This is a genomic window from Pararhizobium polonicum, assembly GCF_001687365.1.
GTDB classification, from domain to species: domain Bacteria; phylum Pseudomonadota; class Alphaproteobacteria; order Rhizobiales; family Rhizobiaceae; genus Pararhizobium; species Pararhizobium polonicum.
The window spans coordinates 111,077-127,095 of record NZ_LGLV01000011.1 but is presented as its reverse complement, the minus strand read 5'-3'; the positions used below and the strand labels follow the sequence as shown (position 1 = coordinate 127,095).

The window sequence follows — 16,019 nt, the reverse complement described above, 5'->3', positions numbered from 1 at the left end:
AACGCCCGTCGGACCTCCTCCCCTGACGGGCGTTGTTTTTTGTTCGCACCACCTCCCAATAATCAGCATCCCCTTCTTTAGCATTCGCGCGCTCGCACAGAATTTGGTCAAACCACGACCAAGGCAGCCCTGAGGAATGCAAGAAACGCATGGGTGCGATGCAGCATTGTCTCTGTAATTTCAAAGGCGCGCGACGTATATTCGCACCATCAGATGAGGGCCAGCAAACGGTGCTGGCAAACCCTAGAAAGGACCAGCATCATGAACATCGCTCGCTCGTTCAACAATTGGCGCAAGTACCGTCAGACCTGCAACGAACTCGGCCGCATGAGCGACCGCGAACTGAACGACCTCGGCATCGGCCGTGGCGATATCCAGTACGTTGCCCGTCAGGCAGTCAAGTAATTCACGCAACCGGCCGGCTTATCCGGCCTGATGCGCAGCTGCCAAACGCCCTCCGGTTCATTCCGGCGGGCGTTTTTTTCGTCCACCCCGTGGCGCAGTAAACAAGCGAACCTTCACTGGTCGCCTCCGGCCCGGCCCGCCTCCTCGGCGAAGCAGCGCAGCACCGTAGAATTGCCTATTTTCCCCGCAGGGAAATCGCAGCTAACCTGCGGCAGGCCAAGCAATCAGCAGGCACAACGATCCTCGCAAAAACTTTTCTGAAAAACAAAGAGTTAACACAAACAGGCCGGCTCCCGACGGGCCGTTAACCTATGGCTTCTTTTTCATCAAGACAGCCTAATGCCCAGAGAAGCATCATCGCATTGCACAAACGCATAGCAGATGCATTTTCTTTGCACTCCATCTTTTCCCGCGCAAGGCCTATAAAGATCCCAACGAAGCAGGCAAATCGCTGCACTGCTCATTTGTTTCCTGAGGAAAAGATCATGAACCCGATTCGTATCGCAAAAAGCTGGATCAACTATCGCCGTACCGTTGCCGAACTCGGCAACCTGTCCAACCACGCCCTTTCGGACATCGGCATCACCCGCTTCGACATCCGCAACATCGCTTCGCGTTCCTTCCGTTAATCGGACCAGTCCGTTGACCGGACCGGGAATGTCGAGGGACTAAAAACGGCACCACGGGGTGCCGTTTTTGATTCCGGGCTCCTGCAAGCGATCACCCGCACGGAACCGGTTTCCTTCCTGCCCGCCTTGCTCTAATAAACGGCGCATGACAGACAAATCTTCCCACGCTCCCATCCACGTCATCGGCGGTGGCCTTGCCGGCTCTGAAGCCGCCTGGCAAATCGCCGAATCGGGCATCCCCGTCATTCTTCACGAAATGCGCGGCGTGCGCGGCACGGATGCCCACAAGACCGACGGCCTTGCCGAACTGGTCTGCTCCAACTCCTTCCGCTCCGATGACGCCACCAGCAACGCCGTTGGCGTGCTGCATGCCGAGATGCGGCTGGCCGGTTCGCTGATCATGTCCTGCGCCGACAAGAACCAGGTTCCGGCCGGTGGCGCACTCGCGGTCGACCGCGACGGCTTCTCCGACGCCGTGACGGCATCGATCGACAGCCACCCGCTGATCACCGTCGTGCGCGAGGAAGTGTCCGGCCTGCCGCCGAAGGAGTGGGATCTCGCGATCATCGCCACCGGGCCGCTGACGGCGCCATCACTGGCAAGCGCTATCCAGGCCGAAACCGGCGCCGATGCGCTGGCCTTTTTCGACGCCATCGCCCCGATCATTCATACCGAGAGCATCGATATGGATATCTGCTGGTTCCAGTCACGCTACGACAAGGTCGGGCCGGGCGGAACCGGCAAGGACTATATCAACTGCCCGATGGATGAGGCGCAGTACAACGCCTTCGTCGATGCGCTGATCGCCGGCGACAAGACCGGCTTCAAGGAGTGGGAAGGCACGCCCTATTTCGACGGCTGCCTGCCGATTGAGGTCATGGCAGAGCGCGGCCGTGAAACCCTGCGTCACGGCCCGATGAAACCGATGGGCCTCACCAACGCTCACAATCCGACCGTCAAGGCCTATGCGGTGGTGCAGTTGCGCCAGGACAATGCGCTCGGCACGCTCTACAACATGGTTGGGTTCCAGACGAAGCTGAAATACGGCGCACAGGCGGAAGTCATCCGGATGATTCCCGGGCTTGAAAAAGCCGAGTTCGCTCGCCTCGGCGGCCTGCACCGCAATACCTATATCCATTCACCGGTGCTGCTTGACACCTCGCTGACGCTGAAATCGCGGCCGGGCTTGCGTTTCGCCGGCCAGATCACCGGCTGCGAAGGCTATGTCGAAAGCGCCAGCATCGGCCTTCTGGCCGGCCGTTTCGCAGCCGCGGAGCGGAAGGGCCAGCCGCTGCCACTACCGCCGGAAACCACGGCCTTCGGCTCGCTGCTCAATCATATCACCGGCGGCCATATCGTCTCGGACGATGAACCCGGCAAACGCTCGTTTCAGCCGATGAACATCAACTTCGGCCTGTTTCCGCTGCTGGAACCCGGCGCCATCGTCAAGCCCGAAGGCATCAAGCGCTTCCGGGGCAAGGACAAGACGGTGATGAAGAAACAGCTCGTCGCCGCGCGCGCGCTGGAAGATTGTGCAGCCTGGCTGAAAGCTCACAGTTAACCCGCCGGGACGGCCTTAGCATCCGAGTGCGGATTGAAGCTGTCGAGCAGCCAGAGGGAAACCTCGGCTGCGATCTCGGGGCTCGCAAACGCGTAGACGCCGTCGAGATGCGAGAAATCGGCGAAATGCACCTTGAGGCCCTGCCCGCTCCGCGCATGGCTCACATCGACACTGACCTTGCCCGCCGCGATCAGGTGGCAGATGAAATGATTGCCGTGTGCCGCCATGAACCCGACCTTGCCGTCGTGAAGGCGGACGAAATAGGCTTTCTCATCGACCGTCGCGTGAATGGCCCTGATGGCCTCCTCGGGAAAGGCGCGGCCGAAATCGAGGATTGCCAGACCGGCATCCGGCTCCCGCCTGTCCTTGTCGGCACGCGCCTTCATCCGCACGTAGAAAACAGCTGCAAGCAGAATGCAGATGATGACGACCGGCCAGACCATGACGCCGACTCCTCTTTTGCGCCGTATGCGACGATAACACGGGCGCAATCTTAAAAGGCGAACCTTGCGCCAATGTGCCGCCGTTTGGGAAATCGTGGTCGCTGCCCGGCAACCATTGCTTCGGGCGTTTTACCATCGGCCGCTGCGGGCGGCTTTCCACATCCACCACTGCCGGCGCCATTGCGACGGAACGATCGACTGGTCGAAGAGTTTCGAGCCCGCCCGCTCGGCACGGTCGAAGACCGGCTCCGCCAGCGCCAGCGTGGTGAAGGCGGAGCGGTTCATTGGAGAGATCGCATCGGATGCCGCGCGTGCCTTGGCCAGATGGTCGCGGCCAAGACCGGCGAATGCCCGGATCGCCAGGGTGACGGCCTGCTCGTCCTTGCCGGACAGAAAGGCATCCCGGTCCAGCCCGGTCGCAGCCAGAAGCTCCGCCGGAAAATAGACCTGCCCGCGCCGGCGATGCAGCGGCAGCAGCAGCAGCAGACCGGCAATCGTCTGGGCGACGCCCGCATGACCGGCGGCTGACGCCGATTGCGGCGCATGGGCGGGATCGAGAATGAGACTGGCGAGCTGGATGAGCGCCGATGCCGTCTCGCCCGCATAGCCTTCCAGCGAGGACCGGTTCTCCATCGGATCATCGTAGAGATCGAAGATGCGGGCGTCGATCATGTCCTCAAGCACCGAAACCGGCAGTTCATGACGTCTGATGCAGGCAAGCAGCGCTTCCGCCAGCGGATGGCCCTCACCGCTTGCGCCGCCTGGATCAGCAAGCACATCGCGCCACCACTGCAGACGGATTTCGCCGGGCAGCGGTTCACGCACCAGATCGCGTATTCGAGCGATTTCGGCGTGAAAGGCATAGAGCGCCGACAGCGGTCCGCGCTTGTCCTGTGGCGACAGCAGGCAGGCGAGATAACGATCACGATCGCTATCCCGCAAAGCCGGCAGGCAGGCGTCGTAGACCGACTTGGGGGCGGCAGTCGAATTTTCTGGCATGTTCATCGTTCAGACGGCAATAAGGGCTGCAGCCACGGCGCGGGATTCTGCAAGCATGATGTTGTAGGTGCGAATGGCAGCGCCGGTGCTCATCGGATCGGATGAAATCGCGTGTTCCTTGAACTTCGCCTTCAGCGCGGCCGGCAACGGCCTTATGTCCTTGCCCGTTCCGACAAGGATCACCTCGATCGCTGCCGCTTCTTCGAAGACCCGCTGGAAATAGTCCGCGGTCAATGGATCGCCTTCCACCATGTCCCAGCCGTAGATGCCGGACGGCAGCATCAGCAGCGAACCGCGATGCGACATCTCGGCAAAACGGAAGCCGCCGTTGCCATAGCTGTCGATCGGCGCCCGGCCCGGGAAATGCGCCTGCCGGATTTCTATCGGCTTACGCATCTACTGCGCTCCCTTGGCCGGGTGCATCTCGGCTCCACCGGTCTTTTCCGCATCGCCGCCCGGCGCACCGTGCCGCAGCTTGAAGAGGATGAGGACGGGGCCTGCGACGTAAATGGAGGAGAACGTGCCGACGGCGACGCCGAACAGCATCACGAAGGCAAATGCCTGGATGGCCTCGCCGCCGAAGAAGCAAAGCGCTGCCAGCGCCAGCGTGGTCGTCGCGCCGGTCAGGACCGTTCGCGACAGGGTCTGATTGATCGAGGTGTCGATCAGGATCGGCAATGGCATGCGCGGATAGCGCCTGAGATTTTCGCGAACCCGGTCATAGACCACCACCGTGTCGTTCAGCGAATAGCCGACGATGGTCAGAAGTGCTGCGATGCTCGTCAGGTTGAACTCCATGCCGGTGACGACGAAGAGGCCGATGGTCAACAGCACGTCATGCAGCGTGGCGACGATGGCACCTGCAGCGAACTGCCATTCGAACCGGACCCAGATATAGATCAGGATCGCCAGCAGCGAGGCGAGCACGCCAATGGTTGCCGCCGTCGTGAGATCACCGGAGACGGACGGCCCGACGACTTCGACGCGGCGGAATTCATAGGCATCCTCGAGCTCGCCGCGGATCATGATCACCGATGTCTGCTCGGCATTCTCACCGCCATCGCGCGAATGCACGCGTACCACGACATCCTGCGGCGAACCGAACGGCTTTACCGTGACATCGCCGATATTGAGCTCATACAGCCGCCCGCGAATATCCTCGATATCGGCATTGCCCTCGCGGGCTTTCAGCTCGATCACCGAACCGCCGGAAAAATCGATGCCGAGATTGATCCCGAGCGCACCGAACAGCAGCATGCTGAGGACGGACAGGATCGCCGTCAGCGAAAAGACATAGTTGCGGATCGCCATGAAGCGGAACGCGGCACCATCGAAGATACCGGTGCGGATACCGTCCGGCAGCGCCGTCGGCCGGCGGCGATCGACCCAGATCTCCAGCATCACCCGCGTCAGGGTGAAAGCGGTAAAGAGCGTGGTGACGATACCGATGGCAAGCGTTACGGCAAAACCGCGAACCGAACCGGTCCCAAGGAACAGCAGGATGATGGCGGCGATCAGCGTGGTGATGTTGGCATCGACGATGGCGGCGAAGGCCCGTGAGAAACCATATTTCATCGCATCCGACACAGACCGGCCATGCCGCACCTCTTCGCGGATACGCTCATAGATCAGAACATTGGAATCGACCGCCATGCCGATCGTCAGCACGATCCCGGCAATCCCCGGCAAGGTCAGCGGCAGCCCCGTGGCCGACAGCACAGCGATGATCATGACGACGTTGAGCGCAACCGCAAGGCTCGCGACTGCGCCGAAAAGTCCGTAGAATCCCACCATGAACAGGATGACGAGAACGGCGCCGATGGCACCGGCCGTCACAATGGAGTGAATCGAATCCGCGCCGCGCCCGGCGCCGATCGATCGCTCCTCGACAACGGTCAGCGGCGTCGGCAAGGCGCCGGCGCGCAAGAGCAGCGCCAGATCGTCAGCCCCTTCCGGGCTCATCTCCGCGACCAGCTGCACGGTGCCGTCGGTGATTGCCTTGCGCACCAGCGGCGTCGCAATCACCGACCCGTCGAGAACGATCGCAACCGTCGCACCGGCATTGTCGGCTGTCGCCTGCGCAAACCGTGCGGTTCCCTCCGGCCCCAGCCGCAGATTGACGACAGGATTGCCCGATTGGGCATTGATGGCCGCTTGGGCGTCGACGATGTCGCTGTTGGCGATGATCGGCTGCCGGCGGACGAGATAGCCGATCGGCGGATCGTCGGCCGAATAGAGAACCTCCGAATTGACCGGCGGCTGGCCGTTGACCGCATCCTGCACGGCCATCGACATGTCGATGCTTCGAAACGACAGCGCACCCGCCTGGCTGAGGATATATTTGACCTGTTCGGGATCGTAGCGGCCGGGGATCTGAACGACGATCCGGTCGGCACCCTGCCTGCGGATTTTCGGCTGCAGGGAACCGAGTTCGGTCAGCCGTTGGTGTAACACGGTGATCGCTGTGTCGAGCGTGGTCGAAATGCGATGGTCGATACCATCGTTCGTGACGTCAAGGTTCAAGACACCATCGGGTGAACTAGTGATGGTCACTTCGCTGACGGCATCTTTCGTCAGCCCGCCCGCCTTGACCGGTTCGGTCAGTGGTTTCAATGCCGCGCGCGCAGCATCGGTTTGCGCGGGATCACGAAGACGAAGCTGAATGGCCTGCCCGGTGCCGGACAGGCCTGAATAGCCGATGGCGGCTGCACGCAACCGCGAGCCGACTGCATCGATGACGGCCTCGAGACGGGCCTTGACCACATCGTCCCGCTCGATCTTCAGCGTGATCTGGGATCCGCCCTGAAGATCGAGGCCAAGCATCAACTGCTTCTTTGGAGCCCAGTCCGGCAAACCATCCAGCACGCTGTTGGGAACCGCATTCGGCAAGGCCACCACGATGCTGAGAAGCACGACGAGCCAGACGATGATGGTTTTCCAGCGGGAAAGATATGGCATGAAGCTCTCAAAGATATGTCGTTACAAGGTGACCAGTGTATCCCGGCCTCCCCGCAAGACTATTCCTTGACGGGTTCGCCCTTCACACGGACTTCGGATACACCACTGCGTACCACACGAATCTTCACGCCGTCAGCAATTTCGACTTCGAGTTCGCTATCGTCGATGACCTTCGTCACCTTGCCGAGGATGCCGCCACCGGTGACGACCTGATCGCCGCGGCGAATGTTCTTCAGCAGTTCCTCGCGGCGCTTCATGTTGGCGCGCTGCGGACGGATGATCAGGAAGTACATCACGACGAAGATCAGCAGGAACGGCAGGATCGACATCAGAATATCAGCGCCACCGGCACCTGCGCCGGGTGCCGTCTGGGCGAATGCCTCGGTAATGAACATCAATCACTCCTTGAATGCAATTTGGCGGACAGGCTGCCCGCGTTTCGGATCGCCGGAATATAGGAAAGGCTGATATGAATGCAACAACCGCCCCCCGGCCTCTGTCTTCAGCCTCATACATGAAATCGGCCCAAGGAGAAGCTCTTTCTCATCGATTTCGCGGCTTTTACCGTTAGATCAGCCGTGCTACCGGACAGTTCGGCCTCTCAGCCGAAACCTGTCGCCATCTTTCGGGAAGCTCTTAGATGCAGGATACCAAAATCGACCTTCTGATCGCCGAAATGCGCAAGCTGTCGGCAGCCATCGAACGGATCGCGGGGCCGGCGCCGGCCGTCAACGATTGGAACGCGGCGGAATGTTTCGTCTGGTCTCCCCAGCGCCTGCATCTGCAGCCGGTTACCAAGCCGAACCGCGTCGAACTCAAGCTGATCCGCAGCGTCGATCATGTGCGCGATATCCTCTTCGACAACACGCTGCGCTTTGCGCAGGGCTTTCCGGCAAACAACGTGCTTCTCTGGGGCGCACGGGGCATGGGCAAGTCATCGCTGGTCAAGGCGGTTCACGCCAGTGTGGCCGAACACGCAGGCATCCGCCTGAAACTGGTCGAAGTCCACCGCGAGGACATCGCCACGCTGCCGACTCTGATGGAAATCCTGAAAACCGCGCCAGTACCGGTCATCGTCTTCTGCGATGACCTGTCCTTCGATCATGACGATACGTCCTACAAGTCACTCAAGGCCGTTCTCGACGGCGGCATAGAAGGCCGGCCGGCGAACGTGCTGCTCTACGCGACATCCAACCGCCGGCATCTGCTGCCGCGTCACATGATGGAAAACGAGCAATCCACAGCGATCAATCCGTCCGAAGCGGTCGAGGAGAAGGTTTCACTGTCCGATCGTTTCGGGCTCTGGCTCGGTTTCTACAAGTGCAGCCAGGATGACTATCTGGCGATGATCGACAGCTATGCCGCTCATTTCGGGCTGGCGGCCGATCCCGTGCAACTCCATGCCGATGCGCTGGAATGGAGTACAACCCGCGGCGCCCGCTCCGGCCGCGTCGCCTGGCAGTTCATCCAGGACCTCGCCGGCCGCTCGCAGACGAAGATCGATCTCGTCTGAACATAAAAAAAGCCCCAACGCGGGGCTTTTTTTATGAGAATAGGCTGAGGCCGGATCGACTACTCGAGGAATGTGGTCGGATTGACGGCCGTAGCGTTCTTGCGCACCTCGAAGTGCACCTGCGGTTGCGTTGCCGTGCCGCTCATGCCCGACGATGCCAGCGTCTGGCCGCGCTGGATCTTCTGGCCGCGCTGCACCTTCAGTTCCGAAGCGTTGCCATAGACCGTGACCGTACCATCGTCATGGCGCACCAGGACGGCATTGCCGAGTTCCTTGAGGCTGCTGCCGGAATAGATGACCACACCGTTTTCGGCCGCCTTGATCGGGGTGCCTTCCGGAACCGAGATATTGATGCCGTCGTTGCGGTTGCCTTCGACATTGGCACCATATCCGGCGATGACCGCGCCACGAACCGGCCAGCGATACTTGCTGATGCCCGTTGCCTTCGGCGACGCCTCGGATGAATCGTCCCTGGAGGCGACTTCCGTAACCGACTGCTTGGCGACCGGCGGCGTATATTCGGTTGGCTTGGTATCGGCCTTGGCGGTTTTCACCTCGCTCTTGGCGGGAACCGAGGCCGTCACCAGCTTGTCCGGCGTTGATGCGCTGGCACCCGGAAGCTTCAGGGTCTGGCCGATACGGATCGCCGCAGTCTCCATGCCATTGGCCTTGCGCAGCGCTTCGACCGACACGCCGTTCGCCTTGGCGATCCGGTTCAGGGAATCACCCGCCTTGACGGTATAGGTACCGTCCTGACCATTGCCGTCGCCTGATACGGGCTGCTTACCGGCGGCCATATCGGTGCGGTTGACACCCTTTTCACGCGATTGCGCCTGCCCCGGCAGGATGGCCACGTCACGATTGTCCGGCTGCAGCGGGATATTCTTCTGCTTGTCGACATCAAGGCTCGCCGCAGCATCGGATGCTGCAGCCTTGGCGGCACTTCCTGCAACGCCGAAGGTCGGGATGAGGATGCGCTGGCCGGGCTCGGCGTCGGACGACGACTTCAGGCCATTGGCCTTCAGAATTTCCTTTTCCGGAACACCGAAACGCTTGGAAAGCGTCGCAACCGAATCGCCCTGACGCAGCAGGACCGCAGGTGCGTTCGCTGTGGACCAGCCGCCCTTGGTGGTGGCTGTCGTTACCGGATCGGCCTTGAGCGTCTGTGCTGCCTTAGCCGTTTCGCGAACAGTCGGCAATGGCTGGGCAAGCGAGGTATCGCGGACCTTCGAAGCCGGATCGGCGAGTGCGACGCGCTGAACATTGATAGGAGTCGAGGCTTCACGGGCACGGGAGAGCGGTGTCGTCGCCGTATTCACCGGATCGGGGAATGGCTGACTGACCACCTGCTCGCGGTTGTCGGCTGCCATCGCAGGCATGGCCGCCATGCCGCCCCCCTGTACATCGCCGCGCGGAACAGGGACATTGCTGGGCGCGATCGAGCTGGTGGTGAGGTTATCGGACTTGGAGAAGAGCCCACCGAAGCGGCTCACATCGGAGCTGCAACCTGTCGCCACGCTTGCCAGCAACACCGCCGCAAGCAGGCGAACGACGGACTTTCCCACACTCGACGAAACTCTAATACGCATGACGCTTTACCCACTTGGAACACAACTCGGTGTAGGATGATTAAAACGCATTAGAGTTACCGCGCGGTTAAAACCGCTACCGGCACGCATGTTTTTTGATGAATTGATAACCATGATCTGTGGCCGGAGCCGAAACGATCGGCAATTATCCAAGCGGGGCGGAGCAGAAGGTGCCCCCAGCCAAACGCCAACTCCCGATGCCGGCGGCCACGTTCCGCCTTGCCCGCATCTGCGCCGATGCAGCTCATGAGGCCGCATGTTTGTGGTTTTTACACGGCCTGTGAAAAATCGGTGAGGGGATTGAGGAATAGAATCCTCAGAAGCTTTCCTGATAAAACTTCTCGATCTCCGAGAGAGCGCCACGTGTCTGCGATACATCCTCGTAACTGATCGTACCGGTATCCCAGCCGAACATATCGCCGGTGATCATGCCGGCGGCACTCTGCGTTGAAATCGCCGGGTCGGCGGCTTGCGGCTTATCCGCATCCAGCAGCACGCTAACGAGCGTCTGGAACGTCGAGCCGCCATCGATTCCGCTTTCGGCGCTGTATTCCGTCGAGCGCAAACCGGCGATTGCCGCGTCGCGTGTGCCGAAATAGCGAAGGCTGTTCTGGTCCTCCGGACGCAGATTGTCGTAATACTCGATGAAGGCGCGATAATAGGCCTTGTGGTCGCCAGTCTCGCTGTATTTGCCGAAAGCCTGGTACTCGCGGGCGGCAAGCTGCGGCGACAGCTCGTTGCTCCACTCATCCTTGGTCAAGGCCGGATATTTTTCCTGGATGCGCTTGGTGCGGCCGAGAAACAGCAGGGCCTCCGCCGAGAGCGACACGCGCGAGGCCGGATCGTAGCCGCCGGTCAGCGATACGATCGCATTTCCATCTTCCCGATTGCCGGACGTTCCCTGCGCCGCGGCGCGGCCGGCAAGGTTGCTCAGTCCGTCTCCGGAAGACGCCGAGGCCAATCTGTTCGCAATCTGCATCTGCCGTCTCCTGCGTCTTGACGCCTGGATTGGAACTGACACACACGCCTGAAATCAGAGGTCAGCTCACAAGTATGACTTTTGTGCGCAGATCCCGGTTATGCCTCGAAACTTGCGCGAGGCTGACCGTGGTTAATGAAAAATTAACGCGCTGTTTTCGCTACGCTATATCCCCGTACCGCCAGGAAACCGCATCTTCGCATTGCTGCGTCGCAGCAAAAAAATCACGGAATCAGCAGTCCATTGCAATGCCTTCACGGATACCGCTCCGGGAAAGCCGCAAAAACGGCCAACGGACGACCGGCAAATATCAGAGAAAGGAGGCCATCTGCGGCACGAACGGCAGGTACGGCGCCTCGAACAGGTCCTCGCGGTCGAACCGGCTGCCTGTCCGTGTCAGCCGGACGATCCGGCATTCGGTTTCGCTCATCATGATCGGCACGATGAGAATGCCGCCCGACACGAGATGATCGGAAAAGACCCGCGGCAGGCTCGAGAAGGCGGTCGTGACCAGAATGCGGTCGAACGTCCCCTCACCCGCCGGGCCGATGCTGCCATCCGCATGGCGGACAATCACGTTGCGGATGCCGGCCTTTTCCAGATTGCGCTGCGCACCAGCCACCAGCGTCTTGTAACGCTCGATCGTCAGCACGCGTTCGGCGATCCGCCCCATCACGCCGGCGGTAAAGCCGCTGCCGGTTCCGACCTCAAGAACGCGCTGCCCCGGCTTGACGTTGAGGCTGTGAAGCAGCCGGACGGCGAAATCGAAGCCCTCCATGAACGCACCGCAATCCAGCGGAACGAGACGGGAGGAATAGGCATTCTCCTGATACTGCGGCGGCGCAAAGATCGTCCGCGGCGTCTGCTCGACGGCATTGAGCAGATCCTTGTCGGAAATCCCCTCGGCCCGCAGGCGCAGCACCAATGCGGCGAACCCCTCCTGCTCGATGACGCGCGGGCTCAATCGGCGGCTCCGTCGAGAAGCGCGCGCGCAACCCGGTCCTGCACGGCATAGTCTGTCAGGTCGAGCTTCAGCGGCGTCACGGAAATCTTGTGCTCGCGGATCGCATGAATATCGGTCCCGGCCCGGAAATCGCCAAAGCGCTCGCCGAAACGCAGCCAGAAGTAAGGGTGACCGCGCCCATCGGAGCGCTCGTCGATCGTCAGGCCGAAGTCGAGCTTGCCCTGGCTGGTAACCTCGGTACCGGCGACGGCATCCGCCGCACAGTTCGGGAAATTCAGATTGAGGAACGTGCCATCCGGCAAGTCGAGCTGCATCAGCTTCTTCAGCAGTTTTGGCGCATGCGTTTCCACCACATCCCAGGGAACGGCCGGGCCATCCGCATGACGATAGGCCTGGCTCAAGGCAAAGGAACGGATGCCCTGCAGCGTCCCCTCGATGGCACCGGCGATCGTACCGGAATAGGTGACGTCATCGGCCATGTTGGCGCCGACATTGACACCGGAAAGAATGAGATCCGGCTTGATATCGAGAACCTTGCGCACCGCCATGATGACGCAATCGGTCGGCGTGCCGCGCAGGGCGAAGTGCTTCTCCGAAATCTGCCGCAAACGCAGCGGCTCCGACAGGGTCAACGAGTGCGCAAGACCGCTCTGGTCGGTTTCCGGCGCAACCACCCAGACATCGTCGGAGATCGTCCGGGCGATCCGCTCGAGGACAGCAAGGCCCTCGGCATGGATGCCATCGTCATTGGTCAGCAGAATACGCATGTCTATCCCTACCGCCAGACGCGGCTCATCCGGCCTTTTCGATCTTGGTAAGGCCACCCATATAGGGCAACAATACGGCCGGTACGGTTACCGATCCGTCTTCATTCAGATAGTTTTCGATAACGGCGATCAAGGTACGGCCAACGGCGGTTCCCGAGCCGTTCAGCGTATGAACGAACTTCAGGCTCTTGTCGTCCTTGGTGCGATAGCGCGCATTCATACGCCGCGCCTGGAAATCACCACAGACCGAGCAGGACGAAATTTCACGATAGGCATCCTGTCCCGGCAGCCAGACTTCGAGGTCGTAGGTCTTGCGGGCACCGAAACCCATGTCGCCGGTGCAGAGCGTCATCACCCGATAGTGCAGACCGAGACGTTTCAGAACCTCTTCGGCACAGGCCGTCATGCGCTCATGTTCGTCGATCGAGCTTTCGGCATCCGTGATCGACACCAGTTCGACCTTGTTGAACTGATGCTGGCGCAGCATACCGCGGGTATCGCGGCCGGCAGAGCCGGCTTCCGAGCGGAAGCAGGGCGTCAGCGCGGTAAAGCGCAGCGGCAGCACGTCGGCTTCGAGGATCTGCTCGCGCACCATGTTGGTCAGCGGCACTTCGGCAGTCGGGATCAGCCAGCGGCCATCCGTGGTCCTGAAAAGATCCTCGGAGAATTTCGGCAGCTGCCCGGTACCATACATCGCCTCGTCGCGCGTCATCAGCGGCGGCTGGACTTCGAGATAGCCATGTTCGGTCGTGTGCAGGTCGAGCATGAACTGCCCCAGCGCCCGCTCGAGACGGGCCAGCTGTCCCTTGACGATGGTGAAACGCGAACCGGCGATCTTGGCGGCGCCTTCGAAATCCAGCCAGCCGAGCTCTTCGCCGATTTCGAAATGCTCCTTCGGCTTGTGATTCCAGCCGGGTTTCTGGCCATGGACATGCTTGACCACATTGCCGTGTTCGTCACTGCCCACAGGCACATCGTCCAGCGGAATATTGGGAAGGCTCAGCAAGGCGTCGGCAAGTGCCGCGTCCGTCTGGCGGTTTTCCTCTTCCAGAGCCGGCATCGTGGTCTTGAGCTCGGCCACTTCCGCCTTCAGCGTCTCGGCAAGCGCGCTGTTCTTCTGCGCCATGGCCGCGCCAATTTCCTTGGAAGCGGAGTTGCGGCGCGACTGCATGTCCTGCAGCGCCTGTACGAGGGACCGGCGCTTTTCATCGAGCGAAATCAGTGCGGCCGACAGGGGCTCTGCGCCGCGCTTGGCAAGCGCGGCGTCCAGGGCTTCGGCGTTGTCCCTAATCCATTTGATATCAAGCATGGTCGTTCAGGTCCTGATCGGTCTTGGTAAAAACTGAAAACCCGAACACATCGTGCCGATACGCAAGCGTATCAGCCGACGTTTTCTTCCGTCTCGGCAACCGCGCGCGCAGCCGCGTCGCGTGCCCGTTGCCGCTCGACGAGTCGGGCCGTGTAGATGGAAACCTCGTAGAGAAGGATAGCCGGGAGGGCAAGGCCGATCTGGGAGACCGGGTCCGGCGGCGTCAGGATCGCGGCGGCGATAAAGGCGATGACGATCGCATATTTGCGCTTTTCCCTGAGACCGTCGGAGGTGACGAAACCGACGCGGGCAAGCAGCGTCGTGACCACCGGCAGCTGGAACACCAGGCCAAAGGCGAAGATCAGCGACATGATCAGGCTCAGATATTCCGAGACCTTCGGCAGAAGCTGGATCGATACCTGCCCCTCGCCGCCATCCTGCTGCATCGCCAGGAAGAACCACATGACCATCGGCGTGAAGAAGAAATAGACCAGGCAACCGCCCATGATGAACAGAATGGGCGATGCGATCAGAAACGGCAGGAATGCTGCCCGCTCATTCTTGTAAAGCCCGGGTGCGACGAACTTGTAGATCTGCGCGGCGATCACCGGAAACGCGATCACCAGCGCAGTGAACATCGCAACCTTCACCTGCGTGAAGAAAAACTCCTGCGGCGCCGTATAGATGAGTTCCACTTCCTTGTGGCTCAACCCTGCCCATCCGACAGCCCATTTGAAGGGCTGCACGAGCACGTTGAAAATACCCTTGGCAAAGTAGAAGCTCACCAGGAACGCCACGAAAAACGCGCCAACGGCCCACATAAGCCTCGCGCGCAGTTCGATCAGATGCGCAATCAGCGGCTGGGGCTTGTCGTCGATATCGCCGCTCATGCGTCACCCTTTTTCTTGGTCGTCCTGGCAGCGGTCTTGCGGACTTGCGGCTTTACGCTGTCGGAGGCTGCTGTCGCCGCCTTTGTCTTTTTCGCCGGTACCTTCGCGGACGGAGCCTTCACCGGAGCCGCGGTTTCGACCGCCACCGTCTTAGGCTTGGAAACCCGCTTGGCTTTCGGCTTTTCGGCGGCGGCAGCACGGTCCATTTGCTTGGCGGCGGAGGCAATCGCTGCGGCCGCGACCGGATCGGTCTTCGGTTGCTCTGGCGGAACAATCGCTTCCGCCACGGTCTCGGTGGCCACTGGTGCCGCTGCCGGTTTCGTATCGACGGCCGTAGCCTTCTGCAGATCGGCCTTGATGTCATTGCCCATCTGGCGAAGCGGATTCATCGCCTCGCGGATGGTGTGTGCCGGATTGAGCTTCTGCGCATCGGCCAGCGTCTTGCGCACATCATCAAGGTCCGCTTCCTTCAGCGCCTCGTCGAACTGCTGGCGAAAATCGTTCGCCATGCCGCGCATCTTGGTCATCATCTTGCCGAACGCACGCAGCATCGGCGGCAGGTCCTTGGGGCCGACCACGAGGATCAGAACGATGGCGATAACGACAAGCTCGGTCCAGCCGACATCAAGCATTCTCAGTGACTCCACAAAACCGAAGGACGACAGGGCCCGCCCCAAGGGTCAGGCCCTGAGCAAAATGCATGATCAGCGGACTTCGTCGGATTTGTGTTCGACCGTCTTGCCGTCGACGCCCTTTTCGGCCGTCGTCGTGTCTTCTTCGGTCATGCCCTTCTTGAAGCTCTTGATGCCCTTGGCAACGTCGCCCATCAATTCCGGAATCTTGCCGCGACCGAACAGCAGCAGAACCACGACCAGAACGATCAGCCAATGCCAGATACTAAAAGAACCCATGTCCTTACTCCCTTGAAGCCTGTAACCCCGATTTAAGATGTTCAACCATCTTTTTCAAACATCAATGTATCTCGCTCGTTAACGGAAAGCGACACGCCGCGC

General features: G+C 60.7%; 17 protein-coding genes. 4 read left to right on the top strand and 13 right to left on the bottom strand.

Annotated elements, in window-relative coordinates; all coding sequences use genetic code 11:
• Positions 1 to 261: 261 nt before the first annotated feature.
• The 3 genes from ADU59_RS18050 to trmFO all read left to right on the top strand — a co-directional run bounded on the left by ADU59_RS18050 (position 262) and on the right by trmFO (position 2,595).
• Positions 262 to 405: a DUF1127 domain-containing protein gene (locus tag ADU59_RS18050; protein ID WP_068955544.1), complete on the top strand. Its 144-nt coding sequence runs from the start codon at positions 262 to 264 to the stop codon at positions 403 to 405.
• A gap of 485 nt (positions 406 to 890) precedes the next feature.
• Positions 891 to 1,034, top strand: a complete 144-nt coding sequence (locus ADU59_RS18045; protein ID WP_068955543.1) for a DUF1127 domain-containing protein — start codon at positions 891 to 893, stop codon at positions 1,032 to 1,034.
• A gap of 145 nt (positions 1,035 to 1,179) precedes the next feature.
• The gene (gene trmFO, locus ADU59_RS18040; RefSeq protein ID WP_068955542.1) at positions 1,180 to 2,595 is read left to right on the top strand and encodes a methylenetetrahydrofolate--tRNA-(uracil(54)-C(5))-methyltransferase (FADH(2)-oxidizing) TrmFO; all 1,416 of its coding nucleotides are present in this window, start codon (positions 1,180 to 1,182) and stop codon (positions 2,593 to 2,595) included.
• On the opposite strand, the gene ADU59_RS18035 is transcribed toward trmFO, so the two are convergent.
• From ADU59_RS18035 to yajC, 5 genes are all read right to left on the bottom strand, one after another.
• Positions 2,592 to 3,038 (bottom strand): hypothetical protein, encoded by a 447-nt coding sequence (locus ADU59_RS18035; RefSeq protein WP_068955541.1) that lies wholly within the window; start codon positions 3,036 to 3,038, stop codon positions 2,592 to 2,594. The genes trmFO and ADU59_RS18035 overlap by 4 nt on opposite strands.
• Before the next feature lie 129 nt (positions 3,039 to 3,167).
• Entirely contained in the window at positions 3,168 to 4,037 is an 870-nt protein-coding gene (locus ADU59_RS18030) for a phytoene/squalene synthase family protein (RefSeq protein WP_068955540.1), read from the bottom strand.
• Positions 4,038 to 4,046: 9 nt separating this feature from the next.
• Positions 4,047 to 4,433 carry an Mth938-like domain-containing protein gene (locus ADU59_RS18025; RefSeq protein ID WP_068955539.1) on the bottom strand — a complete coding sequence of 129 codons (387 nt, stop codon included), beginning with the start codon at positions 4,431 to 4,433 and terminating at the stop codon, positions 4,047 to 4,049.
• Positions 4,434 to 6,995 (bottom strand): protein translocase subunit SecDF, encoded by a 2,562-nt coding sequence (gene secDF, locus ADU59_RS18020; RefSeq protein WP_068955538.1) that lies wholly within the window; start codon positions 6,993 to 6,995, stop codon positions 4,434 to 4,436. It lies immediately after the preceding gene.
• 59 nt (positions 6,996 to 7,054) lie between these two features.
• The gene (gene yajC / locus ADU59_RS18015; protein WP_068955537.1) at positions 7,055 to 7,390 is read right to left on the bottom strand and encodes a preprotein translocase subunit YajC; all 336 of its coding nucleotides are present in this window, start codon (positions 7,388 to 7,390) and stop codon (positions 7,055 to 7,057) included.
• 245 nt (positions 7,391 to 7,635) lie between these two features.
• Here yajC and ADU59_RS18010 point away from each other — a divergent pair, with 245 nt between their 5' ends.
• A complete protein-coding gene (locus tag ADU59_RS18010; RefSeq protein WP_068955536.1) occupies positions 7,636 to 8,508 on the top strand; it encodes an ATP-binding protein in 873 nt (290 codons plus the stop codon).
• A 59-nt stretch (positions 8,509 to 8,567) separates the two neighbouring features.
• Here ADU59_RS18010 and ADU59_RS18005 read toward each other — a convergent pair whose 3' ends face one another.
• From ADU59_RS18005 to ADU59_RS17970, 8 genes are all read right to left on the bottom strand, one after another.
• Entirely contained in the window at positions 8,568 to 10,097 is a 1,530-nt protein-coding gene (locus ADU59_RS18005) for a peptidoglycan DD-metalloendopeptidase family protein (protein ID WP_068955535.1), read from the bottom strand.
• 316 nt (positions 10,098 to 10,413) lie between these two features.
• Positions 10,414 to 11,076, bottom strand: coding sequence for a biotin biosynthesis protein BioC (locus ADU59_RS18000; RefSeq protein WP_068955534.1), 663 nt, complete (start codon positions 11,074 to 11,076; stop codon positions 10,414 to 10,416).
• A 310-nt stretch (positions 11,077 to 11,386) separates the two neighbouring features.
• The gene (locus tag ADU59_RS17995) at positions 11,387 to 12,040 is read right to left on the bottom strand and encodes a protein-L-isoaspartate(D-aspartate) O-methyltransferase (RefSeq protein WP_068955533.1); all 654 of its coding nucleotides are present in this window, start codon (positions 12,038 to 12,040) and stop codon (positions 11,387 to 11,389) included.
• Positions 12,037 to 12,807 carry a 5'/3'-nucleotidase SurE gene (gene surE, locus ADU59_RS17990; protein WP_068955532.1) on the bottom strand — a complete coding sequence of 257 codons (771 nt, stop codon included), beginning with the start codon at positions 12,805 to 12,807 and terminating at the stop codon, positions 12,037 to 12,039. The genes ADU59_RS17995 and surE overlap by 4 nt, the downstream gene beginning before the upstream one ends.
• Before the next feature lie 25 nt (positions 12,808 to 12,832).
• Entirely contained in the window at positions 12,833 to 14,116 is a 1,284-nt protein-coding gene (gene serS, locus ADU59_RS17985) for a serine--tRNA ligase (RefSeq protein ID WP_068955531.1), read from the bottom strand.
• Positions 14,117 to 14,187: 71 nt separating this feature from the next.
• Entirely contained in the window at positions 14,188 to 15,006 is an 819-nt protein-coding gene (tatC, locus tag ADU59_RS17980; RefSeq protein ID WP_068955530.1) for a twin-arginine translocase subunit TatC, read from the bottom strand.
• Complete coding sequence (tatB, locus tag ADU59_RS17975) at positions 15,003 to 15,638, bottom strand: Sec-independent protein translocase protein TatB (protein ID WP_068955529.1); 636 nt, start codon at positions 15,636 to 15,638, stop codon at positions 15,003 to 15,005. Before tatB ends, tatC begins: the two co-directional genes overlap by 4 nt.
• Positions 15,639 to 15,710: 72 nt before the next feature.
• Entirely contained in the window at positions 15,711 to 15,917 is a 207-nt protein-coding gene (locus tag ADU59_RS17970) for a twin-arginine translocase TatA/TatE family subunit (protein WP_068955528.1), read from the bottom strand.
• Positions 15,918 to 16,019 lie beyond the last annotated feature (102 nt).